General features: G+C 42.9%; 22 protein-coding genes. 12 read left to right on the plus strand and 10 right to left on the minus strand.

Annotated elements, in window-relative coordinates:
- Positions 1 to 27: 27 nt before the first annotated feature.
- The 3 genes from FAZ15_RS21985 (at position 28) to FAZ15_RS21995 (ending at position 7,642) form a co-directional block, all read left to right on the plus strand.
- Positions 28 to 3,723, plus strand: coding sequence for a DUF5977 domain-containing protein (locus FAZ15_RS21985; RefSeq protein WP_136903527.1), 3,696 nt, complete (start codon positions 28 to 30; stop codon positions 3,721 to 3,723).
- 85 nt (positions 3,724 to 3,808) lie between these two features.
- On the plus strand, positions 3,809 to 7,189 hold the full coding sequence (locus FAZ15_RS22615; RefSeq protein WP_162305036.1) for a DUF6443 domain-containing protein: 3,381 nt from the start codon (positions 3,809 to 3,811) through the stop codon (positions 7,187 to 7,189).
- 12 nt (positions 7,190 to 7,201) lie between these two features.
- Entirely contained in the window at positions 7,202 to 7,642 is a 441-nt protein-coding gene (locus FAZ15_RS21995) for a hypothetical protein (protein WP_136903528.1), read from the plus strand.
- 53 nt (positions 7,643 to 7,695) lie between these two features.
- Here FAZ15_RS21995 and FAZ15_RS22000 read toward each other — a convergent pair whose 3' ends face one another.
- Positions 7,696 to 8,013, minus strand: coding sequence for a helix-turn-helix domain-containing protein (locus FAZ15_RS22000; protein WP_202912472.1), 318 nt, complete (start codon positions 8,011 to 8,013; stop codon positions 7,696 to 7,698).
- 660 nt (positions 8,014 to 8,673) lie between these two features.
- On the opposite strand from FAZ15_RS22000, the gene FAZ15_RS22005 reads away from it, so the two are divergent.
- Genes FAZ15_RS22005 through FAZ15_RS22015 form a run of 4 tightly spaced genes read left to right on the plus strand, consistent with a single transcriptional unit; the run spans position 8,674 to position 10,145 of the window.
- Entirely contained in the window at positions 8,674 to 8,853 is a 180-nt protein-coding gene (locus FAZ15_RS22005) for a hypothetical protein (protein WP_136903530.1), read from the plus strand.
- 40 nt (positions 8,854 to 8,893) lie between these two features.
- The gene (locus tag FAZ15_RS22945) at positions 8,894 to 9,091 is read left to right on the plus strand and encodes a hypothetical protein (RefSeq protein ID WP_238387343.1); all 198 of its coding nucleotides are present in this window, start codon (positions 8,894 to 8,896) and stop codon (positions 9,089 to 9,091) included.
- On the plus strand, positions 9,004 to 9,687 hold the full coding sequence (locus FAZ15_RS22950; RefSeq protein ID WP_238387346.1) for a hypothetical protein: 684 nt from the start codon (positions 9,004 to 9,006) through the stop codon (positions 9,685 to 9,687). The genes FAZ15_RS22945 and FAZ15_RS22950 overlap by 88 nt, the downstream gene beginning before the upstream one ends.
- Positions 9,681 to 10,145 carry a hypothetical protein gene (locus tag FAZ15_RS22015; RefSeq protein ID WP_136903531.1) on the plus strand — a complete coding sequence of 155 codons (465 nt, stop codon included), beginning with the start codon at positions 9,681 to 9,683 and terminating at the stop codon, positions 10,143 to 10,145. The genes FAZ15_RS22950 and FAZ15_RS22015 overlap by 7 nt, the downstream gene beginning before the upstream one ends.
- 429 nt (positions 10,146 to 10,574) lie before the next feature.
- Here FAZ15_RS22015 and FAZ15_RS22020 read toward each other — a convergent pair whose 3' ends face one another.
- The 3 genes from FAZ15_RS22020 to FAZ15_RS22035 form a co-directional block, all read right to left on the minus strand.
- Positions 10,575 to 11,225, minus strand: coding sequence for a hypothetical protein (locus FAZ15_RS22020; RefSeq protein ID WP_136903532.1), 651 nt, complete (start codon positions 11,223 to 11,225; stop codon positions 10,575 to 10,577).
- Between the two features lie 22 nt (positions 11,226 to 11,247).
- The gene (locus FAZ15_RS22955; RefSeq protein ID WP_317130503.1) at positions 11,248 to 11,799 is read right to left on the minus strand and encodes a type II toxin-antitoxin system RelE/ParE family toxin; all 552 of its coding nucleotides are present in this window, start codon (positions 11,797 to 11,799) and stop codon (positions 11,248 to 11,250) included.
- A gap of 128 nt (positions 11,800 to 11,927) precedes the next feature.
- The gene (locus FAZ15_RS22035; protein ID WP_136903533.1) at positions 11,928 to 12,368 is read right to left on the minus strand and encodes a hypothetical protein; all 441 of its coding nucleotides are present in this window, start codon (positions 12,366 to 12,368) and stop codon (positions 11,928 to 11,930) included.
- 622 nt (positions 12,369 to 12,990) lie between these two features.
- On the opposite strand from FAZ15_RS22035, the gene FAZ15_RS22040 reads away from it, so the two are divergent.
- The 3 genes from FAZ15_RS22040 to FAZ15_RS22050 are packed head-to-tail and all read left to right on the plus strand — an operon-like array spanning position 12,991 to position 18,952.
- A complete protein-coding gene (locus tag FAZ15_RS22040) occupies positions 12,991 to 14,394 on the plus strand; it encodes a TlpA family protein disulfide reductase (protein WP_136903534.1) in 1,404 nt (467 codons plus the stop codon).
- The gene (locus tag FAZ15_RS22045; protein ID WP_136903535.1) at positions 14,381 to 17,590 is read left to right on the plus strand and encodes a SusC/RagA family TonB-linked outer membrane protein; all 3,210 of its coding nucleotides are present in this window, start codon (positions 14,381 to 14,383) and stop codon (positions 17,588 to 17,590) included. Before FAZ15_RS22040 ends, FAZ15_RS22045 begins: the two co-directional genes overlap by 14 nt.
- 3 nt (positions 17,591 to 17,593) lie before the next feature.
- On the plus strand, positions 17,594 to 18,952 hold the full coding sequence (locus tag FAZ15_RS22050) for a RagB/SusD family nutrient uptake outer membrane protein (RefSeq protein ID WP_136903536.1): 1,359 nt from the start codon (positions 17,594 to 17,596) through the stop codon (positions 18,950 to 18,952).
- Positions 18,953 to 19,094: 142 nt separating this feature from the next.
- Here the strand turns inward: FAZ15_RS22050 and FAZ15_RS22055 are convergent, their stop codons facing one another.
- The 6 genes from FAZ15_RS22055 to FAZ15_RS22080 all read right to left on the minus strand — a co-directional run bounded on the left by FAZ15_RS22055 (position 19,095) and on the right by FAZ15_RS22080 (position 22,861).
- Complete coding sequence (locus tag FAZ15_RS22055) at positions 19,095 to 19,430, minus strand: hypothetical protein (RefSeq protein ID WP_136903537.1); 336 nt, start codon at positions 19,428 to 19,430, stop codon at positions 19,095 to 19,097.
- Between the two features lie 10 nt (positions 19,431 to 19,440).
- The gene (locus tag FAZ15_RS22060; protein ID WP_136903538.1) at positions 19,441 to 19,944 is read right to left on the minus strand and encodes a MauE/DoxX family redox-associated membrane protein; all 504 of its coding nucleotides are present in this window, start codon (positions 19,942 to 19,944) and stop codon (positions 19,441 to 19,443) included.
- A 142-nt stretch (positions 19,945 to 20,086) separates the two neighbouring features.
- Positions 20,087 to 20,329 (minus strand): hypothetical protein, encoded by a 243-nt coding sequence (locus FAZ15_RS22065; protein WP_136903539.1) that lies wholly within the window; start codon positions 20,327 to 20,329, stop codon positions 20,087 to 20,089.
- 159 nt (positions 20,330 to 20,488) lie between these two features.
- Positions 20,489 to 21,376, minus strand: coding sequence for a hypothetical protein (locus tag FAZ15_RS22070; protein ID WP_136903540.1), 888 nt, complete (start codon positions 21,374 to 21,376; stop codon positions 20,489 to 20,491).
- A gap of 12 nt (positions 21,377 to 21,388) precedes the next feature.
- Complete coding sequence (locus FAZ15_RS22075; RefSeq protein WP_136903541.1) at positions 21,389 to 22,381, minus strand: helix-turn-helix domain-containing protein; 993 nt, start codon at positions 22,379 to 22,381, stop codon at positions 21,389 to 21,391.
- Positions 22,382 to 22,480: 99 nt separating this feature from the next.
- Positions 22,481 to 22,861, minus strand: a complete 381-nt coding sequence (locus FAZ15_RS22080; protein WP_136903542.1) for a hypothetical protein — start codon at positions 22,859 to 22,861, stop codon at positions 22,481 to 22,483.
- Between the two features lie 339 nt (positions 22,862 to 23,200).
- On the opposite strand from FAZ15_RS22080, the gene FAZ15_RS22085 reads away from it, so the two are divergent.
- Both FAZ15_RS22085 and FAZ15_RS22090 read left to right on the plus strand, forming a co-directional pair.
- Positions 23,201 to 24,184 carry a hypothetical protein gene (locus tag FAZ15_RS22085; RefSeq protein ID WP_136903543.1) on the plus strand — a complete coding sequence of 328 codons (984 nt, stop codon included), beginning with the start codon at positions 23,201 to 23,203 and terminating at the stop codon, positions 24,182 to 24,184.
- 129 nt (positions 24,185 to 24,313) lie between these two features.
- Positions 24,314 to 24,619, plus strand: coding sequence for a helix-turn-helix transcriptional regulator (locus tag FAZ15_RS22090; protein ID WP_136903544.1), 306 nt, complete (start codon positions 24,314 to 24,316; stop codon positions 24,617 to 24,619).
- Positions 24,620 to 25,011: the final 392 nt, after the last annotated feature.

Here is a 25,011-nt window from a genome sequence, read left to right on the forward strand (position 1 = left end):
TTGTCAACTGGGAATTAACCTATAGAAATGAAACCTCTCTTTTTTGATCAGAAAAATATGCCGTACAAAAAAATGAACTTTAACTGGAAATGGATCAGAATTGCTCTCGCTGCATTTTTCTATTACGCTGCTGGCTTTACTATTTCTTTAGCCCAGGACTTCTCGCCGGTTCCTCTGTCCAAACCGTCACCAAATGCATCAAGCTTGGGTATTTACGGTGAAATCCCCGTATCACTATATACGGGCGTGCCGGATATAAGGATACCGATACACACATTGGGATCGTCCGGTATAGAAGTACCTATTTCACTTAGCTATCACGCCGGAGGGTTCAGGCCTGACGAACATCCCTCTTGGGTAGGCGCAGGATTTTCGCTGCACGGGGGCGGTGTTATCACAAGGCAAGTCCGGAATGTGCCAGACGAAAATGGTTTTGGTTTCGATCTTCAAGACTTCTCGGGAAGGGGGTTTTATGAGACGCATAGTGTACTTGGCGGAGCTAATTGGGCAGCCACATCGACACATAACATTCCCAATGGAAATTATATAGATAGAGAGCCTGATGTTTTTGTATTTAATTTTCTTGGTTACTCGGGAGAGTTCTTTTTGGACCACACAGGGGAGTGGAGAGTCCGTTCTGACTTTGCTATCAAGGTTGAATTTGAGCAGGACGACTTTATTTATAAATTTCCCGCTCAACACAATGTTCCTGTATCAGGTTCTGTGTATTCGTCACGTACCTTTAACAAATTTGTGCTTACGGATGATAAGGGTAATAAATATGTTTTTGGGACGTCGGATGCAATAGAATATTCAGTGGGTTTCACTCCCTATATGTTTGATTATGTTTTCTCCTCGATCGCTACCAGCTGGTATTTGGTGAAAATTATACCTCAGGTAGGTGAAGAAATAGACTTTGTATACGAAAGAGGTCCATACCAAAGTTCATTTAGTTATTTTGAAGATGGATCCCGCTGCTACGACTACTATGTCGAGCAAAGTGCTTCCTTCGGAAGGGTGCGTTTCGGGCTTGTAAATAACCAAGCTAACGGGTTATCGGGAAGTTTGATTTCTCCCGTGTATTTAACCAAAATTGAATCGCCGGGCGACAATCTTGAAATGCATTTTCACAGATCAAAAAGTAATGAACTAAGATATCCCGAGAGCCTCTACACGAGATATTTTGCCAATTCGAATTACCATAATAATACACCAAATAATCCAATTCCAGGCGAATTTCTAGCCATTAACATGACGAATGATATAGAATATTTTGTTGACAATCCAGGAGAGGCTGTTAATAATGGGCAGTATTCTTCAAGAATCATCTGGCTTAAACTAGATAGTATATCGTTTACGCATAAAAGCAGCTTTGATAATATTGATCTTAAATCTAAAAATGTTCGGTTTTATTACGATGAATCTCCAGATAGGAGGCTTCGTTTGGATTCGGTGGCGGTTGGAAACTACAATACGGTAGAGAGAGGGATATTTCGTTTCAGCTATAACGATATCGGCAATTTTCCGCTTTATGCGACACAGATTACCGACCATTGGGGATACCACAACTATATTCCCTTAGTAGACACTGGGGATCCCAATGTCTACATGTTCTTTGGTGCAGGGGTCGGGCAGGATCGATCCCCTGCTGTAGGTGCATCTCTTTTGGGTCTTCTAAAAGAGATAACTTACCCCACAGGAGGACGTACAAAGTTCACTTATGAAAATCATAATTATTCAGAGGTCGTATCGTCTGAGCATGGGAGTACCGGTGGAGGTAGCGGATATGATGAAACAGCAGGTGGGGCGAGGATTAAGCGGATCGAAAACTTTGATCAGAATGGGGGTCTGACTTTTAAACAGTTTTATTACGTAGAGGACTTTAATCCGCGAACTTTACAGGGAAGAAGAAGTAGCGGTATTTTGGCCCGTGAGCCAAAATACAACTATAGTTACGATGCTATTATAAACGGATCGCCTGTCACGCTAGGGGGCTATATGAGTTCTTCCATCGTTCCTCTGACAGGAAACTCAACGAAATCACATATAGGTTATTTTTCGGTTACGGTTAGAGAGCAGGACGGCTCATTTACTACACACGATTTTAGCAACCAGGCTCATGGCAATGCTGATATTGTTCCTTTCTACGTGTTTAATCCAGCGCTTATACCTAATATCCCATTCAGTAGCCGAGATTTTGAAAGAGGAAGGCCTCTGCGAGTTTTTAAATACGGTGGAGATGCGATGGACTACCGCATGTTAGAAATGGAACTGTATGATTACGCAATCGTAGGAGAAAATCTGAATAACCCCGTTCGGACAGTTCGATTAGATTTTACGGCTAGATGCGACGGCGGGGGCGGTGGTAATTATTTTTCTGGTATGACGGCCTATTATAATTATACGCATGCTTATCTGATGCATAACTATAAAAAGACAAGTTATTTGCCAAGCGGAACTATAGTTGAGGAAAAAACTTTTGGATATAATGACCATAAACAGAAGACATTCGAACGTATCCATACGAGTGATAACCGAATATCTGAATCTCGTTATACCTACCCATACACTGTTTCTCCGAGCAGCGGTGTGCAGCAAATAATGAATCAGAAGCATATGGTTTCCTATCCTATAACAGCGGAAAGATATACTGATGGTATATTTAAAGGGGGAAAGAGGTACAGCTATAACACTTTTGGAAGCAATGGTTTTGTTGCACTTTCAGCTATTGACGACAAGCTCGTCGATGGAAGTTATACTCCGGAATTCGTTTTCACCCGCTATGACCAAAAGGGTAGATTGCTAGAATCAAAAGAGAAAGGCTTTAGGCCATCTACCTATCTCTATGGATATAAAAACAATATGTTGGTTGCAAGGATTCAAGGACTAGATTATGATGAAGTAACCACTGTAGTATCTGTCGAGGGGCTTAGCGGTCAATACGGCGAAACGGTATTAGATAATACATTAGAACTGCTACATCTGGATTTACCTCCTTCTATTGTAAATTCCTATACGTTTCATTTTGACGGGCAGCTAAGGTCTATCCGGAATCCATCCGGGAAGGTGGAGTTTTTTGAGTATGATCCCATGCGTAGGCTGAAAGACAGGTTGGACATGGATAAAAATATTTTAGATAATTACCGCTATAATTTACGAGACGAAAATGTTCCATATAATGCTTATTTCAATCAAACGAGATCTCAATATTTTACAAAAAACAATTGCGGTACAGGTTATGTAGGAGGGAGCATTGAATATATCGTGCCGGAAGGACGATACTATTCATTTATATCTCAGGCTGACGCTGAAGCTAAAGCGCTGCAGGATGTGCAACAGAATGGACAGGCATATGCGAATAGCAATGCCGCGTGCGTCGTTTACATACCGCCCTGTGAAATTTTGCTTAATAGCAATTGGCAGCTATATAGTGGTCATGTTTATAGAGAGCCTTTTAATATCACGATAGGTTTTCTTATGATGCAGGCGTTATCTCCAGGTAACTATTTACAATCCGATTGGTACAATAACGGCGTTCTGATCGGTAGTATCGATGGTGATTGTGTGCCTACATCGACCAAATATGTTAGTAAAACAATCAACGGGCGGGACTGGGTCATATCATTGGACGCCTACGGAAACATTAGGATTCGCATACAAAATACAAATGCTTCTATTCCTTCTGTAGGGGAGGTGTTAGAATTTACTGATTTAGTATTTTAATAGATTTATAATGGAGAACTATTTTAACGTTGGAGAATCTAGCAGTTACGGAAAGCAAATATTTATAAAAACCGTCAGCTTACTTATGAAACGGATATTGACCTGTATATTGGCACTGTGTTTTATGTGTTCATTGTCAGATGCCCAAGATAATAACCTCGCCCTTGGAAGTTACAGCTCGCAGTCTGAGATCACCGCTTTAAAGAGCATCACACTGACGAACGGTTTCCATGTTCCCTTTGGAAACAACGTAAGGATTTACCTGTTGAATGCGCCTTTACTGACCAGTGCGCCGAGCAATAGCCAGAACTATGTTTTGACAAGGACCTTCAAGCAACCAGGTGTGACAGCTGCCAACATTAACTCCCCCCGTTCCATAGCAGACGAAAACCAAAGTATCCAATATTTTGACGGTCTCGGTCGGCCCATACAGGTGGTTGATTTGATGGCGAGTCCGGGTTATAAAGATATCGTACAGCATATCGAGTATGATAGTTTTGGAAGGAAGAGCAAAGAGTATCTTCCCTATGCCGCCCAGAGTAGCAATGACATAAGTTATAAAGTAGGAGCGAGAGAGCAACAGGCTGCTTATTACGCAGCTACCGGTAGCTGGGATGATCATGTAAAGAAGACGGTACAGCCTTATGCGCAGACTGTTTTCGAAAGCAGTCCACTGAACAGGGTGCTGGAACAGGGAGCGCCCGGAGAGGTGTGGCAGCCCGCTGTTTCCCGTAGCTCCACAACCGGACGTACCGCGGTTAGCGACTACGAAACCAACCTATTGAATGAGGTTCTTCTATGGAAGGTTAACGGAACAGAAGATGGCGCAAAGGCACAGACGGGTACAGTAAACAATTACTATCAACCGGGGAAATTGTACAAAACCGTGATGAAGGACGAGAACTGGACCTCGGGCAAGGCCGGCACAGTGGAGGAATATAAGGACTTTGAAGAGAGGGTGGTACTAAAGCGGGTATGGGAGAGCGGGAGCAAAAAGCTGGATACCTACTATGTTTACGACGACTTTGGCAATCTAAGGTACGTGATCCCACCCGGCTATACAACCGCTACGGTAACTGATAACAGCACGGATTTTAATGAGCTGGTGTATGCCTACCGATATGATCTCCGGCGCCGCCTGATCGAAAAGAAGATCCCTGGTAAGGGCTGGGAATATACCGTATACAATGACAACGACCAACCGGTACTTACACAGGATGCTGTGCAGCGTACGACCGGGAAATGGTCCTATATGAAGTATGATGCCTTCGAACGCATAACATCGACCGGTATCTATACCAATACTGCGCTGACCAGCCAGCTGCTGGCACAGAATGCCGTAAACAGCCACCCGTTGGTCAATGGTGTCAGGCCATTATGGGAAGACCGGGTTCAGGTTGTCAACTATACCAACAAGGCGTTTCCAACTGCTAGCACTGTCGAGTACACAGTCAACTATTATGATGATTATACGTTCAGTGGCGCGACAAACACAGCACTGCTACCTTCGGATATCACGAGGAGCCAAAGAACCAATACGCTTCTGACCGGTACGAAAGTGAGCAAAGACGACGGAACGGCACCGCTGCTTACGGTAAACTACTACGATGACCGCGGCAGATTGATCCAATCGGTATCGCAGAACCATTTAAATGGTACCGACCGTGTCACTAACGAATATTCATTTGTGGGCGAACTGACCAAAAGTACGCGTGTGCACATCGCAAAAGGTGTTACCACTACGATGGTCACCACGAACAGTTACGACCATGTGGGAAGACTAACGGCGAGCAAGCATTATATCAATGACCCGCAGAACGAAGTAACGTTGGCAGAGCATGAATACAACGAGATCGGGCAGCTGAAGAAGAAATCGGTCGGCGGAGATAATGACGGTAGCAACTACCATACAGCTGTGGATTATGCCTACAATGAGCGGGGCTGGACGACAGGAGCAAGCTCTCCGCAGTTCACCTACCAGCTGAACTACAATGTCAACAGTGCAGGGACTACCCTTGGCAATGCACAGTACAACGGCAATATCGCCCAGCAGCTATGGGGTCATGGAGCTGCTACGAACAGTACGTTTAGCTACAGCTACGACAGGCTCAACCGGCTGACCAACGGCACGAGCACAGGAACGACGGTGATGATCGAGGCGCTGACCTATGATGATATGGGCAATATCAGGACCCTTGCGCGCAACACCGGCAATACGACAGCGACCACATCGACAACCTATACGTACAATAACAGCAACAAAAGTAATAGACTGGCGAGCCTTTCAGGCAATACGAACACCTATCTCTACGATGCGAACGGCAATGCGACGAGGGACCGTACAGGTATGACGATCCGTTACAACCATCTGAGCCTTCCGGATTCGGTTTACAATGCTTCGGTCCGGGTCGGTTACCTTTACGATGCAATGGGCACCAAGCTACGCAAATACTCTACCCAGGGCGGGAACAGGGATTATGTCGGAGGTATAGAGTATAACGGTAACAACATCGAACTGATCCATATGGGCGAAGGTGTAGTCTACCGGAACAGCAATGGAACCTATACGTACCATTATAACCTGACGGATCATCTGGGCAATGTAAGGTCTACGGTTTACCGTAATCCAGCGAACAATAATGCAGTAGAGGTACTGCAGAAAGATGATTACTACCCGTTCGGCAAGCAGCGTGTTGCGGCAGCGGGGAATAATAAGTATCTTTATAACGGCAAGGAACTCCAGGACGAGCTTGGAGGACAGTATGATTACGGGGCAAGGTTCTATGACGCGGAGATAGGACGGTGGAATGTGCCGGATCCGCTGGCTGACATGTTCACAAATCTTTCTCCATATAATTATGCAGTCAATAACCCTATTCTAATGATTGACCCTACGGGAATGGCTGCAGATACGGTAAGGATACAAGAGGTGGTAGTGACGGCGAAAACCGATGCCAATATTAATGTATTGCAACCTGGTAAGCCTTTGAACTGGAACAATGTGGATTATCAGCAGATACAAAAGGATGCTGCTATAGGTACACAGCAAGGGGCCTTTTTCGCGGTTGAACAAACAGCTTGGACATTTATGCCTATTGGAAGAATTGGAGCTTTAGCTAAACCTTTTGCTCGCTTTTTCAAAATAGGTAAAAGCATACTCCCTGAGGTCATTGTACTCAATGCAAGCAAGATGACTAAGATACTGAATAAGTCCCATGCGTGGAATAAGGTTTCGACTGGCAGTGCAGATGAGGTCAAGGCAATCATGTCGGAAGTGCTGACCAATGGAAAGACTATGGAATATGCCAATACAGCGATGGGAGCTTCTAGTAAAGTTATGATGTACGGAGGAGAGATTGTTCAAGTTACAACAAATAATGTAGCAGGAAAGGTTGTTGTAAGCGATGCTTGGGTTATTACAGATCCAGCTTATAAATGGAAGGCATTACAAGTTTTAGCAAAATAGATTAGCAATCCAATGGAATTTAAATATTTGGAAGAATCATTGAAGAAATTAGATTTCAATTCTTTGGATCGTCTTTTTGAAGAATTGGATTATGAAATATTTGAGCAAATATTATATAGACTTGCTTATGATCCCGATACCGGAGATAGTAATATTTTCGTATATACCTATATGTTGAGACTTTTGGAGTTCAAAGAAGAATGGCGTATACATATATCTATCAGTAGGTTGATGGGAATGATTTTAAATCATATTGATGGGTGTGAATTAATAGGTTTATATCATGCTATAAAAGCGGATAAATTGAAACCGATGGATGCAAATATCCTAGAGATTATTTTGTACTATAATCATATTCCTGAAAAAATATTGACGGATGAAGAAGCTCTTATTTATTCTCAAAAGTTGCTTATGGTTAAACCTGATAGTGATATAGCGAAAGGAGAGAACTAGTTCAAGGCTAGATAATATGTTTAAGCAAGCCCAATCTGTTTAGGTCGGGCTTTTTACTTTAGTATTGCCTGCATCTTGTTCTTGGCGAGGAACGTATCGAGTAAGTCGAACACGTGCTGCTTTTCACCTTCGTCAAGCTGTTCGATATCCTGTATCCTTTCCACTGTCCGGCGGTCGAAGGCTGCGCTGCTGGCCTCACCTGCAAGGCAGGCGAGCGTCACGCCCAGTGCCGAAGCGATCTTCTTGGCCGTCTCGATGGAGGGCACGGCCTCGCCACGTTCGTACTTGCCGATCATCTTCCTGGACACGCCGCTCTGCTTTGCAAGATAGCCCTGCGACCATCCCTTTTCCTTTCTGAGTGTTATAATGATGTTGCCGGTATTCGTCGTCTAACAATTGCATTATGAGCCGGTTTTATGATGTATTTGTCATTACGAAATAAGTTAGTAAAATTGTATGTTTTTTTGAAAAAACATACAATTTTATATTGATGGAATGATAACAATAAGCTACATTTGTCATATATAGTTCCATTAAATTTTTTAAAAAAAATGTTTTTCGATGGAAACTGGTTTTATTTTGGATATGAATATATGAATCCGTAACCCGTATCCCATGGGTAACCCACCGATAGAATGGGTTACATAAGTATCAGATAATCAGAAGAAAGGCTGCAGTAATCCAAAGGAGTTGAAAAATGTAAGGCACCCCACTTTCAATAACCCCAAAATTTTATACGCTATATCTGTCACACGCCTCACAAACCGAAGCTAAGTAACATAATGGGTCATTATAGGCCTAAAGGCAGCTATAATGCCATTATATTAAATAGCCCCACGGCGGACGCTCGTTTGCACACCTCCCTCCGGTCAGGCAGTGTGCCGGCCTGCGGCAGCATGGCTATTGTCCATTGGGGAGTCTTCCACTCCCCAAACCCCTAGGGAACCTTCATGCGAAGGAACGAGCCCCGCAATCCCACCACACATACCGAAGCCCATTCCATCACCTGAAGGCCGACCTGTAGCCGACCAATGTCGTCAGGGGTTCGGGGAGATCATCTGTTAGGCCACCAGGAGCAGGAGAAGGACGGCCTGTCAAGGGAACGTGGAATAAAGCGGAGCGCAGTGAGCATTTATGCCGCGAAAGCCCTTTACCGGCCGAAACCTTCGGAGGCTACCTTTGCTGTAACAGATGAACAGACCAACCAGTAAAATACCGTTTGCAAAAACCACTTAAACTGCTATCTTTGGGTTGGAAAAGTTCTTTGAGACAACCGCTTTTGGAGTGCCAGCGAGTTCGGGAGACAGCGGAAAAGTTGCGGAAGGCAGTACGATTACGGTGCTAGGTTCTATGACGCGGAGATCGGGAGGTGGAACGTCGTTGATCCGCTGGCGGAAGCATTTGACGATCTTTCTCCATATAACTATGCTGTTAATAATCCGATCTTAATGATCGATCCTACAGGAATGGCTGCCGATACAACTTTTTGGGGAGGAGTGTTGGAGACTGTTAATATCGTAGGAAATAAAATCAGCAATTTTAGATGGCCGACTTCGACATATATTATACCGATATTTGGTGCTGCTGCAGAAAGCGGGAACAATCTTGCTGACGGTAACTATGTTGCTTCTTTAGGAAATTTTAGCACTTCTTTGGCTGAATTATTCACGGCAGGCTATCTAAGTCAGTACAGGATTGGTACGAAAATGATGTCATCGACGGCAGACGACATTGTAATTAACAGCTATAAATTCAGACAGGGGGTAAAAGAAGCGTTCAAAAAACATGCGCTTGCAAATGGCCGACATAATGATCTTGGTGTATCTGGGGAAACATTAGTAGAAAACGCTTTTAATCTTATTGAAAAGAATATATCAAAGTTGAAGCCTGGTGATAATACTTTAATAGGAACTATAAACGGAATACAAAAATCATTCAAGGCATTTGTTAAAGATGGAGAAATTATGTCAGTAAACATGTATCCACAGATATCAAATAGGATTACTACAGGAGAAATTATAAAATTTGGAAATATTTTATGGTAATAGAAAATCAGAGTATAACATTAATTGATGAAAAGTATTTATCTCAAAGTGAGGTCTTAAAACTCAGTAATTGTATAATAAAATGTATCGATCTTATTGGTTGTTTTGAGTTAAATACAGAAATGATTATAGATAATTGTATTATTGAGGAACTTAATATACATTCTTGTTGGTTTGTCAAGGGATTGAAGATGAGACGTTGCATTGTAAATAGCTATATTGATTATCAAATGGGAGGGCATAATGACGCCCCACTAGTTTTTGATCAGAATATTTTTATTGACTTTTTCAATTTTTTTGATTGTGAATTTAATGCTCCAATTGTGTTCACCAATAATATCGTTATGAAGGGAGCCAATTTGTTGGGAAATATAGGTGAGGGATTTGAGAACAGATTTAATAATGGTTGGGAAGCTAATAATAACTTGGGAGATATTAATTTAAATGAGGTTATATAGCGTAAGTTTATGGTATGGAGCAACTTGACGACTTTCTGCTATGCGTTCAGTATGGAGATGAATACAGGTTAAGGTTTTACTCAACCGGCGCGAGGAGGGGAATTCGACTTTATTTAATTCAGAAAGGAAACCGCCCGAATTACTGATATAAGTTTATAGTGGGTGATTTAATTAGGTGTAAATTATCCAAATGTTTGATTACCCTACATCGATTATTGACCTGAAATAGGATGTAATCAAGGCTTTTTTCATGTTTCAATGATGTAACAGATTCACTAGGAATGCTTTCTTCTAATCTGGTTGTTAACCTTTCTTCTGCTTGAGTTTTTCTTCCAATTCGGCAATCTAACCTGTTTTGAAGTAAGACTACTTGATCTTTCTCTTTGAGAAGCTCTTCTTGCAATTGGATGGTTTTTTCTAAACTTTTATTTACACTTTCTTCCAATATTTCAGCACCCCGTCAATGGATTCCTTTTCAAGCAGTTCATGGCGGATGCTGCACAATATCTTGATGCATTTTTCGAGTTCGCTGATTTGGAACACAATTTTATGTTCCGCGTTTAGTTTTTTGTAAATCTCTAGAGCATCACGTTTTTGGTCGAAATATCCTTCAATGATCCATCGTTTCAATAGATCGAGGAGCGCCTTATTGGTTTTTCGGGTGCTGCCTTTTGGCGCATTTTTCTTCTTCCAGATAATGCGTGTGCCTTCGCCGTTGGGGGAGTAGACGATATGCGAGAATCCTTTATACCCGTCGTCTGGTATCCCGCCGGTATGATAGAGCTGTATATTACCCGGTTCGGTACAATTGGGAATGATTTTAGAAAACGGACACCCTAAGATATAGGGTAGGAGATCGATCTGATCCTCGTTAAACCGGTTCTTGTCGCTGGGTTTGATAATGAATCCGAAGACATAGTTGTTAGCTTTTCCAAGCAAAAAAGAAAGCTCATCATCGCTCATGCCAATCTCATTTAGCCGCTCGATAACCTTGCAGATAATGACATAGTCCATCCGGGACATCATGACGTCCGGCTTATCTGCTTTTCTTACAGATGGTCTTTGGATAACTTCGATCACTATTAAAGACGGGCTGTAAGGGTTAAAAGTCGATTGAAATTTTTACTTTTCCGCCCAATCCTTTTTCAACGATGTCAAACAGTGTTTTTAAAGTTATATTATTTCCGTTATTCTCTATTTTTGAGATATACTCACGTTTTTTATCTACTAGATTGGCAAGTTCTGACTGTGTTAAGTGCCTCTCTTCACGAGCTTTTTTAAGAAGGAGACCAATTTTAAAAGATTCGAAGTCTCTTTCAAGTTCATCTCGTCTTTCAGTCCCTACTTTTCCGTAGACGTCGTTCTTTATATTTTTCCAACTTTTAGTTTCCATTTCTTTATGTTTTTGTTCGTAATATTCAGCCATTATTTTTAACGCTTTTTCGATCTGATTTTTCGGTGTTTTCTGGGTTTTCTTTTGATATCCGTTCATTAACACAACAAGCTTTTCTCCATCGAAAAAGCAAAATACCCTCCAGATGTTTGAGCCCAGCTGAATCCTCGCTTCATATAATCCTTCAGTTCCTGTCAGATGTTTTAAATAATTTGACGGGACACGTTCAAGAGTTTCAATAGCTTCAATTATTTTAAAAATCTTGTCCTGGGCTTTCTTTGCTGATCCGACAGAAAGTCCTCAAAATAATTTTTAAAAGCTATAACTTCTCTTACTGTCATAATACAAAAGTAATTTAAAAGTTACTTTTTAACAAATTTTAGACGTGTTTAATTTTTTCTAAACTCCTCCCACACCTTTTTGATGACGGCTTTTTCGTTAGCGTCTTTTGTGCTGAGGTGCTTGTATAGTTTGTCGAGGTCCTCAAGAACTTCGGCTTTTGGCGATGCTTTTATTCCTTCTAGTACCTCTAACACAAATGCAGGATCAGATAGCGAAACCACTACCTTGTCTACTTTGTCATGCGAATCGCTGACCTGCCAGTCGTCCGGTGGCGTAATATCGTCTATCTCGCATCCTAACTCATCTGCAATTAAGGGATAATCTGCAATATTTATTCGATTGGGAGAGTTAGGGTTCTCAGCAGATGATATATAGTTTTTACTTTTCTTAATATCTAGTGCCAATTGGTAGGCAGATTTTCCACAGACACATCTACGATACTTAATCTTATTGATGCTATATAATGAAAATTTGGTTATTTTCTCCATTCTGCATTTTACTACGTTTAAGTAGTTTTATATCGATAAATATTTCCCAGAATATTTTGCAAAAATCGAATAATTGGTTATCTTTGTGTTGTGACATCAGCTTTAAACGCTGTTTGTGACGTTATTAGTAGGCTATTGATGCTGAATCTTGCCCCTGAAAACCTAGGAAATTTTCACTAAACGCAAGAGGAGGAGTTCAAAGCCCAATCTCTACCTTTGTAATAGAAGGAGAGGTGGGCTTGCTCTTGTTCTCGTTTAGGGGCTTCCTAGGGCCTTCGGTGGGGAATAGGGTAAGATCCACCTCTTTTTTGGATTTTCCTTTCATATAGATTCATTGCTCAGTTGTCTTGATTGTAAACTTAATGAGCAATGGAAAAGAAAAAACAACGACTTAAAAATTTGATTGCACCGCCAGAATAATTTGACGGAGAAAAGCCAATTTGGCATATCCGGAATGCGAAAAATCAAACCGTATAATCTGATTATGAACACCGCAGAAACCGCATTCGGATTTTTTACAAACTATTTTTTTAACTGTAGAGGAACTTCTAGGAGTTAGGTGATAGGCATTAGGAGCCAGAGCCGAGCTGCCCTTTTAACCTTTACACTAACCATTAAAAGAATGCGGAAATTACGCAAAGGGGAAAGCTATGCACTATTGCGATCAATAGACATTGCCCCATTTAAAACCAGAAGATCGCTACTTCGCTGCGCTCATCGCGATGACGGAGACATAACAGGAGTAGTGCAAAGTAGGCGGTGCATACCGCCGATAGTATACCACACAAAGTTGGTGACTTTATTAATTTCTTTTATATGTGTGTTGTTTAGTGTTGCCCAGGCGCAGTCCGCTGGAGAGCGGGCTGTTAATGGGCTACAAGAGATCAGTACATTAGAGGTAGGCAATACAGTTCCCTCCGAATTCTGGAATAAAAGTGTTCATGTACTTTCCAATGGTGTATTGAAACATACTACGCTGGAATTTTATAAAGGAAAGCCGCTATTGATCGACTTCTGGAATACCTGGTGTACAACATGTATCGCACATATGCCCGATCTCTATAATACGCTATCGTACCAAAGTGGCCAAATGAATATCTTGTTGGCCACTCCCGAAGAGGGAGGAAAGGTCAGGTCATTTATGATGAAAAATGACTACCTCAAAGATCTGCCGATTTCAAGTTTGGTCGAGAATACCAATATGAAACGATACTTCGAGCATGGTACGGTGCCTTTTTACGTGCTGATCGGTGCAGATGGTAAAGTACAGACCATGGTCGGTTTGGCTGATCTTTCTCTGGAGCGGATCGATGAACTCGTTCGAAATCCGTCGCAGACCTACGAGAGTCAGCTTACCTCAGACGTTATCTCCTTCCCGGTATTGCTGGCTCAGCAATATTCAAAGCTGCCCAACTTTTTCCATTATTTCTTTCACAAAGGCGAAAATGCGGATTTGGGATCTGCAAACATAAAAAGAAAACAGCACGATAAGTTGTATTCGCTGAGTATGTTAAATATTCCCGCACGCAACATTTACCACACGCTTGCGAAAATATACTTTGAAACTAAGGGCTATCCTTTCCATCATACCTTCGTGGAGTACGGCACAGCAGTTGAAATGCTCGATGAAACCTGCAGCCTTGAAATATCCGTACCGTTGGAGAGTGGATTGGATATCATTCAGGAAAGCCTCGACATGTTGAATATTCGGTTACCGCTAAGTGGGCAGTTGGTCAAAAAGGAGATAATAGTTTGGGAGCTCTTCGATATTGATTCCAAACTTATGCCAACAGCAGAGATCCTGCATGCTGGTAAGTTTTCGCGTTTGGCGAATAGCCTTCGTCGCGAGCTTAATGATGGTCGTTTGGTATTCGATACAAGCGGAGATCGGCCGAATAATACAGACGGCATAGATAGCAGTAGCCCCACCACCTTGAAAAGATCGCTGGCTAATCTTGGGTTAGGTCTTAGGAAAATAAACTTAGTGGTTCCACATCTAATTATAAAGCAGAATGACACGATATAACCTCCTCCTTATATTTGCCGTCACGGCGAACTGCTTTGGGTTTTCGCTTTTTGGCCAGGAACTATGGATTAAGGAAAAAGATGCAGAGCGTCCTATCGCTGGGGCCTCGGTCCGGCTATCCGGCGATCAAACAGATTATATTTCGAACAGTGAGGGAAAAATTCAATTACCTCGGTATATTCAGGAACGTATCTTGGTATCGCATATGGCTTTCCTGCACGTCGACACAGTTCTGGAACTCACGCCTACTAAAGCAATCGCTACACTATATCTGCAACCTAACGCCCGCGAGCTGGAAGAAGTGTATGTATATGATGGATACCGAAAGATCCCTGCTAGGGAGCGTGTAGGTTCGTTCGATTTTATCACAGAAAAGGAAATCCAGCAACGGACAGCACCCAACCTGCTCGACCGGCTTGATGGCATGCTTTCGGGTGTTATGTTCGACCGTACGCGGGGCGTGGGCAACAGCCCTGCCAATCTGCGGGTACGTGGCCTGAGTACAATTAATGGAAGTCAGCAGCCGTTGATCATACTTGATGACTTTCCATATGAAGGGGAGATCACAAATATTGATCCGAATAATATTGCCACGGTAACGGTGCTGAAGGATGCCGCTGCTACATCGATATGGGGGGCGCGTGCGGGTAATGGTGTTATCGTCATCACCACGAAAAAGGGATCATTTGACCGGCCAGCAAAGGTTTCCGTACTTTCCAATCTGTCGATACAGCAGAAACCGGATCTGCGCTACGCATCCACAATGGATCCTTCGAGTTTTATCGATGTCGAACGTTTCCTGTTCGATAAAGGGCTGTACAATTCACGTTATACCTCAAGATCCAGACCCGGCTTGACACCTGTCATTGAATTGCTCCAGCAGCACAAATCGGGTTCACTTTCGGATGCCGAGCTGCATGATAAGCTGGGCATCCTTCGGTCCAGCGATGTTTACGATGATCTGGACAGATACGTTTACGACAGGGGTATCATTAACCAGAACCGTGTCGGGATCGATGGCGGAACCAACAAATTGGCATGGAACCTGAGCGCCGCTTATAACATCAGCAAGGATGAGCTGGCCAATGCTAACAGGCGCCTTTCGCTGCAAAGTGGTCAGCAGTTTAAAATAACGGACTGGCTGACCGGCACGATGGGTATCAATTATACGGAGCAGGTTGATGCCTCCGGCAGACAGGGTATATCGAATTTTTCCAATAGTGCAGGAGACCTATACCCCTATGCGGAGCTAGCCGATGAACAGGGTAATCCACTGCCACTGGTGAGATTTTTCAGAATGTCCTACCTTGATGAACTGGAAGGCTTGCCGCTACAAGATTGGCGGTATTATCCCCTGGAAGACCATAAGCATCAGCACATTCGCACAAGATACAGCGAAATATATCTTAATCCCGGCATCCAGATCAGTTTGCCAAGAGGCTTCGACGTAAGCCTAAAGTATGTCTATCAGCGGCAGGGTAGGGAAGTAATTAGGGATTATGGCGCCGAAAGCTTTTTTACGCGCGATCTGATTAATAAATTTACACAAATAGGTACTGATGGAGTACCCCGTTATAATATTCCCTTGGGCGGTATATACGATCAGACTGGGGGTTCACTGAATGTCCATAATGTCAGAAATCAATTAGGTTATCAGCTACGTACGAATCGGTTCAATATAGCTGCAATTTCGGGTTTCGAGCTCCGGCAGGCCGTCAGTACTTCCAGTGGTAGTAGATTGTATGGATTTAGTGCGGATAGGTATACCCATACGGAAGTAAACCCGTTGACACCGTTTCCGAATTATGTGACGGGCAGCAACCAATTTATTCCGACCGTCAGTGGCATTAGTAAGAATAACGATAGGTTTGTCTCTTATTATGGCAACGGTTCTGTGGAATACGCGGGCAAGTATACACTTGTGGGAAGTTTTAGAAAAGATGCGTCGAACTTCTTCGGTGTAAATGCCAACGATAAATGGAACCCACTCTGGTCGATCGGTGGTGCGTGGGATATCACAAAGGAAACTTTTTATACCAACTCGCAGCTTCCTTATTTGAAGCTGAGGACAACCTACGGTACGAGTGGTAATATGGCCTTTAATATGGTTGCCGCCACAACGATCCGGTATCGTACGAATTCTCCTTATACCGGGGAGCAGACAGCAGAAATCAGCAATTTTGAAAATCCTGATCTCCAGTGGGAGACGGTAAAAACGTTTAATGCCGGACTGGACTTTGCTTCAAAAAATAATCGGATCAGCGGAAGTTTGGAATGGTACCGCAAAACCGGCGAAAATTTATTTGGTAGCTCACCGATGGATTACACGGCAGGTATAGGTACACGTATTACAAAAAATGTCGCTTCCATGAAAGGAGCAGGTGTCGATGTTAATCTAAAGAGCCAGAACTTCGTTGGCCGGTTTGGATGGAACACACACATGCTACTAAGTTTTAACAAGGATGAAATAACGGACTATTACCTGTCCAATACTTTTGGTAATAATTTTGTTGGTCGGGTAAATACAGTTTCTGGTGTAGTTGGTAAGCCGGTGCACAGTATGATGTCTTACCGTTGGGCAGGTCTTAGCGACGAAGACGGTAGGGCTATGGGATTTATAGACGGAGAAGTGTCCGATAATTACGCTTCGATCACCGGATCAGGTACTGATGTTACCGATCTGCATTACCATGGGCCTACACTTCCTCGCTTTTTTGGCGCATTGTCAAACAGCTTTTCCTATGGTGGTTTTCGTATAGATATGCGGTTTACCTTTAAGTTACGTTACTATCTGCGAAAAAGTACTATAGAATACTATAATTTGGTGCAGCGTAATACCACACATTCGGATTATGAAAATAGATGGAAAAATCCTGGAGATGAAGTGGTAACAGACATTCCCGCTTTCATCTATCCCGCCACATCTGCCGCACAGAATTTTTATGTTAACGCTGAGCCCAATGTGTACGATGGAAGCATGGTGAGATTACAGCATGTTAACCTGAACTATGCCTTTGCAGAATCGGCATTTTGGAAAAATAAGAAGATTGATCTGCGATGTTTTGCAAGTATAGAAAATGTGGGCATACTGTGGAGAGCAAATACAATCGGACTTGACCCACAGGCAGGGTTTCAAAGTTTGGGATCTTTTCCAGCTCCTCGTGTTGTCACAATTGGTTTTACTTCAACATTTTAAACTATGAATAAAGTACCTATCTATTTATTTGTCATTTCAATTGTGTTTCTATTGTGTTCATGCGAGAAGTTCTTGGATGAGAAATCGGACGTTGCATTGACCATCCCGGACAACATAGAGGATCTCGATGCATTGATGAATAATTTGGCAAAATTCTCGGACGATCCACGAGGTGGCGAAATCTCAACCGATGATTATTACGTCTCCGAAGATGATTTTGATGGTCTCTTCAGTGAGGATGAAAAGAACCTGTATCTCTGGAACGAGAATGTTTATTTGGAAGACCAGTCTAACGACTGGATTATAGTCTATAATGCGATTTATTATTGCAATCTTGTACTGGAAAAACTGGAAGATCTGAAAAAGAGCGGCATCTCGGTGAATCCGGATCGATTTGATAAAGTCAGAGGGGAGGCTCTATACTACCGGGGCAAGAGCTATTTCAACGCAGCACAAATCTGGTGTCAGGCTTACGATGAGACAACGAGCAGTGTTGACCTTGGTCTGCCTTTGCGACTTTCCAGCAACTTTAACGAACGTTCTACACGTGATAATCTTGAAAATACATACCAAAGGATTCTCAGGGATCTTGAAGAAAGTGCCTCACTGCTTCCTGCTCAATCTTTGCATCCTACCAAAACCTCAAAGGCTGCTGCTTATGGTATGCTTTCACGTACGCTATTGAGTATGCGCCGTTACGAGGAAGCGGGCAGATACGCAGATTCCTGTTTACTGATATATGACAAATTGCTTGATTTTAATACGTTAAATCCCACATCCGCCACTCCTATCCCGCAGTTTTCCGACGAAGTAATTCTTGAGGGCGTAACAAGTGCTACAATATTGACAGAGAGTCGTTTGCGGGTAGATGAGAAACTTATAGGCTTATTTGATGAGGCTGATCTCAGGAAGCATATAAATTTTTCTAAGAGGAGCGATGGTTCATACCTCTTCAAAGGTACACTGGTGCCCTATATGCATTTCACCGGAATAGCATCAAATGAGATGTATTTGAACAGGGCAGAAGCATATTGTCGGTCAGGTAATTTATCGTCGGCACTGGATGATATCGATAAGTTGAGGTCGCATCGCTACCATGTAAACGATTATATCCCGTGGGACAGAGATCTTTCACAATTTGCTTTATTGGATAAAATTCTAGATGAGCGCAGAAAAGAACTTCTGTACAGGGGAATAAGATGGATGGATGTAAAAAGATTAAATAAAGAGGGGAGAGGTATCCTGATGTCACGAGGTTCTAAAGGTGAGGCAGATGAGCTGCAGCCTAATGATCCGAGATACGCCTTACCATTGCCAAGAACTATTATTGAACTTACCGGTATGCCTCAAAATTCAAGGTAAGGAGATCGGCGAGTTAACAACGCCCTTCAGATATAAACGATGAAAGCGACCGGAACCACATGATGTGACGGTCGCTTTCAATAATTACTGAAATTAAAAATTGCGTGTTTTTTTTGATAAATTACACCAATCACCTTAGTTTTTAAGGATTTCTTCTGGTTTGAGCGGCAGCTTTGATATCATCAGCATCATTATCGTAGACGGTGTCAAAGTGTTCAATCAAAGCCTCTTCGCTATCAACCTCTTCGGGCGTTGGCAACTGACAGGGCAGTGGGGGCAACTGAGAAGTAGTACACCCCGAAAGTGAAGGATCTGCCATTGTCCATTTTGTTGCATCAGTTATATCGCTTGGATTGTTACTGTTAAAGTACCAAGTGTTGTCTTGGATCTTGTTCGTCCAAGAACTTGCACCTACCGCTAAACCTAATAGTGCTACTCCCAGCACCAATGTTTTTGTTGTTTTTTTGATTAAAGTCATTTTAGTAAACTTAAATTGTATAATTTTTTAGTCTTTGGATAGCCCACATACCTAACCCAACCCAAACAGCATTGAATATCAGATGTGTGTGCCATCCCATTTCTTCGATCACGCCACCGCAATGGCAAAGCCGCTTCTCTGCAAAGAGCAGCATCAGGGCAATATAGAGTGTAAAGACGCCCATGAGTAGCGTAGATGTCCACAGCGCCCATCGCTGTGTCTTCCGCCAGGGGGAAACCAACACGATCGCCAGTAGGATTTCTAGAAGGGGAATACCCCAGCCGATAAATTCGGCATATTGTCCTAGCACCGGGATGTGCTTGTTACCCTTTACGAAGGTCTCCATATTCACTAATTTGTTATGCCCCGTAAACATGTACAGAAAGGCGTAGCCGTAGACGACTATCCAATGGCTCCGTTGAAATAGCCAGCGGGCTTTACCTGTGATCCACTGCCAGACCTGTTCTGTCCCTGCTTTGATACTGCTCTTTACTGTTGTGAGGTGCTTTTCCATTTATTGCGTTGTATTATGATCTGTTTTTCATATGGCGATCCCTCGACTGCTCCAGCCGCTGAACCAGGGTGTATTGACGCGCCGGCCTACCCGGGAATACCGCAAATTTTCGCCTATATAATCTTGTTTTCATATCGTATATTTATTTTTTTGTGTGATCTGCTTCGCTTTCTATATCGTTTATTCCGTAATAATGCCAAGGATCGGTGGTACTATCATCTCGGCATGTCCCATTCACCGTGAACACGGTATCTGATGTTGCACTATCCACAAAAGTGATGACGCAGCAATAGGTTTCGCTTTTCATTTTCAGATAAAGAAGTCCCCCCATAAACAATAGAATTATCCCCGATAGTGCTAGTATTATTTTTGTATTCGTGTTCATATTTTTCATTTCTCCTACGAGCCGTATATGTATATAAATCCTTGCGTTGTTTGCCAATCTCTTCCTAATTACCAACCACAAAGCTAAATTAGTTCATACTGCTAGGCAGCTGTTAGGCATAATCTAAGCGGTAGGCTGGTAGAATCTAATATTACCGGATTAGATCCATTCGTTTCCCTCATTGTAATGCCTATACGTATAGGGATAGCCTATTGGGAATTCATCGTACGCGTGCAGATAAGCCAATATGATCGGGCATATTTTTCGCCGGTTGAACAGCGCTACAATTGATCTGAAATCAAATGGATCGACAGGCGACTGGGTATATTCTGCCAGGCAATTTTGGATGCGTTCGCGGATTTCCTGTCGGGCCATTTCTTTTTCTTGCGCAGGTATAGGCGCATAGGTCAGATCATCATACCCCTCTTGGAGTTCTCGGATATAAAGGAGTTCGTCATCCCAATGCTTTAACGCGTAGCCCTCGCTACGGAGTACGGCGAATATACACTCGAGGCCCTGTATTTGGTTCAGATTGTCAAGTACGGGCGCACTACAAATGGTTGCCTTCGTATCGTAGGTGTATTGATCGATGTGTCCATGGCGGTAGGCAATTTCATAAAGTAGCGCCTCTGTCCCGTCCTCATCCACATAATAGTGAGGCTCAGCGCCGTTGCGGATAAGAAGTGAGCAGGACGTAAGCTCGACCAGCATAACCACAAGGGTATAGAAGACTTCGATATGATCATCGTAAAGCGGGGGGAATGTAATACTAAAATAACTGTCAAAATCAATTTCTTCTTCTGGGTCGGGATTCGGTACAATATATCTGCTGTGCGGTCTATACTGTTTGGTACCCATATCCGCCATAGATTGAATAAAGTTCTGGTACTGTTCCTGCCGTTCGTACATCATCATGTGGTAGTAACGGCTATTTTTCCACCCTTCGGGAGCGATTAAAGGGAGCAGCGCTGGTACGGCAGCATACAATTTTTCGAGTAATACAGCGAGTGCTTTCTTGTTAAGTTTTTCGAATGCAGTATATGGCATAACGGTATCATTTTAGGTCTGTTTGGATTGTTCTCTAAACTCTTTTGAGGTAAGACCGGTATGGTTACGGATAAAGCGTGCCATCTCACTAAAGCCACTGAAACCGGTCTGTTCGGCTGTGGCAGCAAACTTCTCTTCCTCGTGCATCGCGTCGCGGATAAAATCCAGCATTAATTCGTTGCGGTAGACCTGAAACGCACAGCCGTGGTATTCTTGATGCAGGCTGTTAAGGTGGGCGCCGGATACAAGGAGGGTCCGCGCAACGTCGGCGAGTTTGGCTTTTGCACCTTGATGCAGAATCAGGAGCGCCAATATTTCGCGGGCCTTTGCGATAAGTTGCCTGTGCTCGTGCGGGTCATCCGAATCATCCAGCATCTTAAACCGCGACAGGTTGATCAGGAAAGTAAGGTGTTTCAGCAGGATATATTCATTATCCAGTATATAGGGGTTAATTTTTGAAAACAATAGCTGCAAAAATTTGAGCGTAACGACACCGACACGTACATCAGGGCTTTTCTTGGAGGTGGTATCTTTCATGCGCTTGGAATTGATCAGGGGGCTAAGGAACTTAAAGTTGCGGTTGGCGGGTGGCCGGATCATACCGGCATCCAATATAAAACCGATCAGGATATGATGCCCTTTGGGCAATTGCAGATGATAACGTCCGGCTGCGAAATAATAATATGCGCCCTTTCCCTCAATGAGGTCGAATGCAAAGTCCGTTTCCGCTTGGCAGGCGGCTATACAGCCATTGCATTGAAGGGTATACAGCAAATGGATATCGGGCCTATCGACTGCGATAGGAATTGTGTCTTTCTCCTGAATCCAGCACTCGTAGTAATAGAGGTAGGCAAAGCGGCCATCAAATGTCTGCTCATAAATGGCATTCTTCCCAGATTCCCAATAGAGCGATTCCGCATGGCGCACCGTGTAGCTGAGCGGATGGACGGGTTCGGAAACCGGGATATAGGTTCCGTCAAGTTGTAATGCATAGGTTCTTTTCATCGGCTTTCTTCATAAGGTTAGTTGTAGGTAAAAATGAGTTAAGGATTTTTTGAATGATTACCGTCGTGGGTTTCGGCTCACGACGGTAATACGGGTTAGCTACTGATACGTTATCCGTATAGTCAATTGCTCGATCTCGGTGGGTTCCGTGCTACCCATTCGGTATTGCTGAACACTCGTTAGCCCTAGTATGACATCTTTCACCGTAGGTTCTTGTGAAGACGATGCCCCTTTATCAAAACTGATCAGTACATCATTTTCCCAAGAATCCGCAATCTGGTTTGCTAGCGAATTTCGAAATGCTTCAGGAAGAGATGCAAGCTCTTCTCCCTGTTTTTCGGTGAGTTCAAACCATACATGCATCCAGCCTACAAAGTCAGTTCTAATTTTGTAAATCTCTGCTGCCTTTTCCGTCGCCGGAAGGCCAAGGATATGCGATTGTACATAAGCAACCCGCACATTGTTAAAATTTTTATTCATAATACTACTATTTTATTTGATGTAAAAAAAAATGATATTAATGGTCTTTACAATGTGGTTTCTGGGACAAAACGAACGAGTTACATAAATATGTAAGTCGTTTTCGGGGTATTATAGTGAGTTACATTTTTATGTAACTGGATGCTTTTCCTTTTTCGGGATAAAGAGCGGAAAGCAAGACGCGCCTTTCAAGCTAATGCATATATAATCTATGGACTATACAATTATTTTAAGGTAAAATTTGGTATCAAAGTAGAGTTTTAATATCTTACAGGTAATAAGTGTAATGTGTAAGCTAATAACTCATAATAATATATTTTAAAGCCGTTAACTTTCTTTATGAACCGGATCCGCCTGAAAAAAATTGGACTTAAATTTTTATTGACTTTTTCTACAGTTTTAATTGCCGCCTATGTGATCAATGCCCGCCAGCATTTTTTCGATATATCAGAAAATTTGACGGCATCGCGATTTCGTATGATGTTATGGGGAACTGTGGTGCTATTATCATTTTATTTGTGCGTGCTAACGCTTGTGATCAATGTATATTTCGAGCATTTTAAAAACGGGCATCGCAGTAAGTTAAAAGGGATTATCTGGAGGTTTTTTTATGGCATGCTTGCGACATGTCCCGTGCTAGCTGTACATGCACTGTTTTTACAGATTCTTTTGGATAGACAACCAGCGGAAATTCTTTTTTCCTCCTATTGGACTACCGACTTCTTATATTTTGCTCCCTTTTTATTCGGTTACATCTTACTGATTTATTGCCATCCTAGCGCGATAATGTTTCGGGTTTGGAAAGAAAAGGTAGATGCTGTTGAGACTTCTTTTATCGAACTGTGGAGAGAGAAGCGGAATCCCGAATTTTTGCTGGAACACCTGCGCGCAGTAATTTCCGGCGGATATACAATACACCCGAGAAAAGTTCGCTTTTTTGATATTCTTTTTATTAAAGTAACAAGTGCGGGGCTGGTATTGTACTTTACTAATGGAGGGCAGATGCCGATTAAATTGACAACAACGGATATAGAAGATTGGAAGTTGTCCGGATGGTTTGTTAGAACGTCCAGATATTTCTTCGTCAATATGTTGTATGTGAAGTATCCACTCGACAGTATCAATTATTATAAAGAGGGAGACTATAGATACCTTACACTGGAGGACGAGACGATGAAATCTGCAATGGAAAATCTGTCCGCAGAAAAGACCAAGGAGCAGCTACGCGTGACACGTACGTTGGAAAAAAATGTGAAGGATTTTTTGAATAATATAAACCAGTTGGGAGAAGAGGGCTGGGAGGAATATATTGCCTCGAAGTAAGATTCTCCCTGATTTTAAACACAGGCCGTAAGAATATTGCTTGAAAATGATGATAAGCCTATGCATTTTAGGGCTTACGGGCAGAGCTTTGTTCAGGGTTTCGGTATGGTCGATAAGACTAAATAAACCATGTTAAATCTATTACAACGCATTTGTTTCCTCCTGGAAGCAACCTATCAATTATTAAAAGAAGCAACAGAAAAGCAAGATGATCACGCCCGGCTGGCGCTGGAAAAAGTGGAACCGAGTATTCAGGATAACGAACTGCTTGATATACAACAGGTACGGGAACTACTCGGGATTGGTCGCTCGACCTACTACCGGTTTGTGAGCCAAGGCAAACTGACCCCGAGGAAAATCGGTGGTCGCCCCTGCTATTATCTGGCAGATCTCGACGAGATGATCAAAGAAAGTAAGCGAAGGGGGAGGCTTTAAAGCTTCGACAGTTGTTCGGGAGTTGTTCGACACGCCTTCGGGTGTTGTTCGACTCGTCTTCGAGACCGCTTCGAGACTCCTTCGGCAGTTCTTCGGCTGCGCTTCGACTGTTGTTCGACTCGTAGCCGAAGAGCAGTCGAACACATGTCGAACACGAGTCGAAGCGGAGACGAACAAGATACCTGTCTGTCCCGAATAAGTGGTAGATATCTGGCGGATTTACCCACAAAATGGGACAATGTGTTCCGAATCGTACCATGTTGTCCCGCTTTGTCCCATTCTTTCATTTCAGGTGCAGTACACCGTAGTTTAGCCCTTGATATCAGCGATAAGCCTTGCATGCAAGCAACAGGTTTAACAAATTAACAACAGTCAAAATGGCTAGATTTTTA

The sequence above is a fragment of the Sphingobacterium olei genome (assembly GCF_005048855.1).
Taxonomy (GTDB): Bacteria; Bacteroidota; Bacteroidia; order Sphingobacteriales; family Sphingobacteriaceae; genus Sphingobacterium; species Sphingobacterium olei.

Bases quoted from the DNA above. Each gene is read 5' to 3' on its own strand.
- FAZ15_RS21985 (WP_136903527.1), top strand. From the start codon at position 28: ATGAAACCTCTCTTTTTTGATCAGAAAAATATGCCGTACAAAAAAATG.
- FAZ15_RS22615 (WP_162305036.1), top strand. From the start codon at position 3,809: ATGAAACGGATATTGACCTGTATATTGGCACTGTGTTTTATGTGTTCA.
- FAZ15_RS21995 (WP_136903528.1), top strand. From the start codon at position 7,202: ATGGAATTTAAATATTTGGAAGAATCATTGAAGAAATTAGATTTCAAT.
- FAZ15_RS22005 (WP_136903530.1), top strand. From the start codon at position 8,674: ATGTCGTCAGGGGTTCGGGGAGATCATCTGTTAGGCCACCAGGAGCAG.
- FAZ15_RS22015 (WP_136903531.1), top strand. From the start codon at position 9,681: ATGGTAATAGAAAATCAGAGTATAACATTAATTGATGAAAAGTATTTA.
- FAZ15_RS22035 (WP_136903533.1), bottom strand. From the start codon at position 12,368: ATGGAGAAAATAACCAAATTTTCATTATATAGCATCAATAAGATTAAG.
- FAZ15_RS22040 (WP_136903534.1), top strand. From the start codon at position 12,991: ATGCGGAAATTACGCAAAGGGGAAAGCTATGCACTATTGCGATCAATA.
- FAZ15_RS22045 (WP_136903535.1), top strand. From the start codon at position 14,381: ATGACACGATATAACCTCCTCCTTATATTTGCCGTCACGGCGAACTGC.
- FAZ15_RS22050 (WP_136903536.1), top strand. From the start codon at position 17,594: ATGAATAAAGTACCTATCTATTTATTTGTCATTTCAATTGTGTTTCTA.
- FAZ15_RS22055 (WP_136903537.1), bottom strand. From the start codon at position 19,430: ATGACTTTAATCAAAAAAACAACAAAAACATTGGTGCTGGGAGTAGCA.
- FAZ15_RS22060 (WP_136903538.1), bottom strand. From the start codon at position 19,944: ATGGAAAAGCACCTCACAACAGTAAAGAGCAGTATCAAAGCAGGGACA.
- FAZ15_RS22065 (WP_136903539.1), bottom strand. From the start codon at position 20,329: ATGAACACGAATACAAAAATAATACTAGCACTATCGGGGATAATTCTA.
- FAZ15_RS22070 (WP_136903540.1), bottom strand. From the start codon at position 21,376: ATGCCATATACTGCATTCGAAAAACTTAACAAGAAAGCACTCGCTGTA.
- FAZ15_RS22075 (WP_136903541.1), bottom strand. From the start codon at position 22,381: ATGAAAAGAACCTATGCATTACAACTTGACGGAACCTATATCCCGGTT.
- FAZ15_RS22080 (WP_136903542.1), bottom strand. From the start codon at position 22,861: ATGAATAAAAATTTTAACAATGTGCGGGTTGCTTATGTACAATCGCAT.
- FAZ15_RS22085 (WP_136903543.1), top strand. From the start codon at position 23,201: ATGAACCGGATCCGCCTGAAAAAAATTGGACTTAAATTTTTATTGACT.
- FAZ15_RS22090 (WP_136903544.1), top strand. From the start codon at position 24,314: ATGTTAAATCTATTACAACGCATTTGTTTCCTCCTGGAAGCAACCTAT.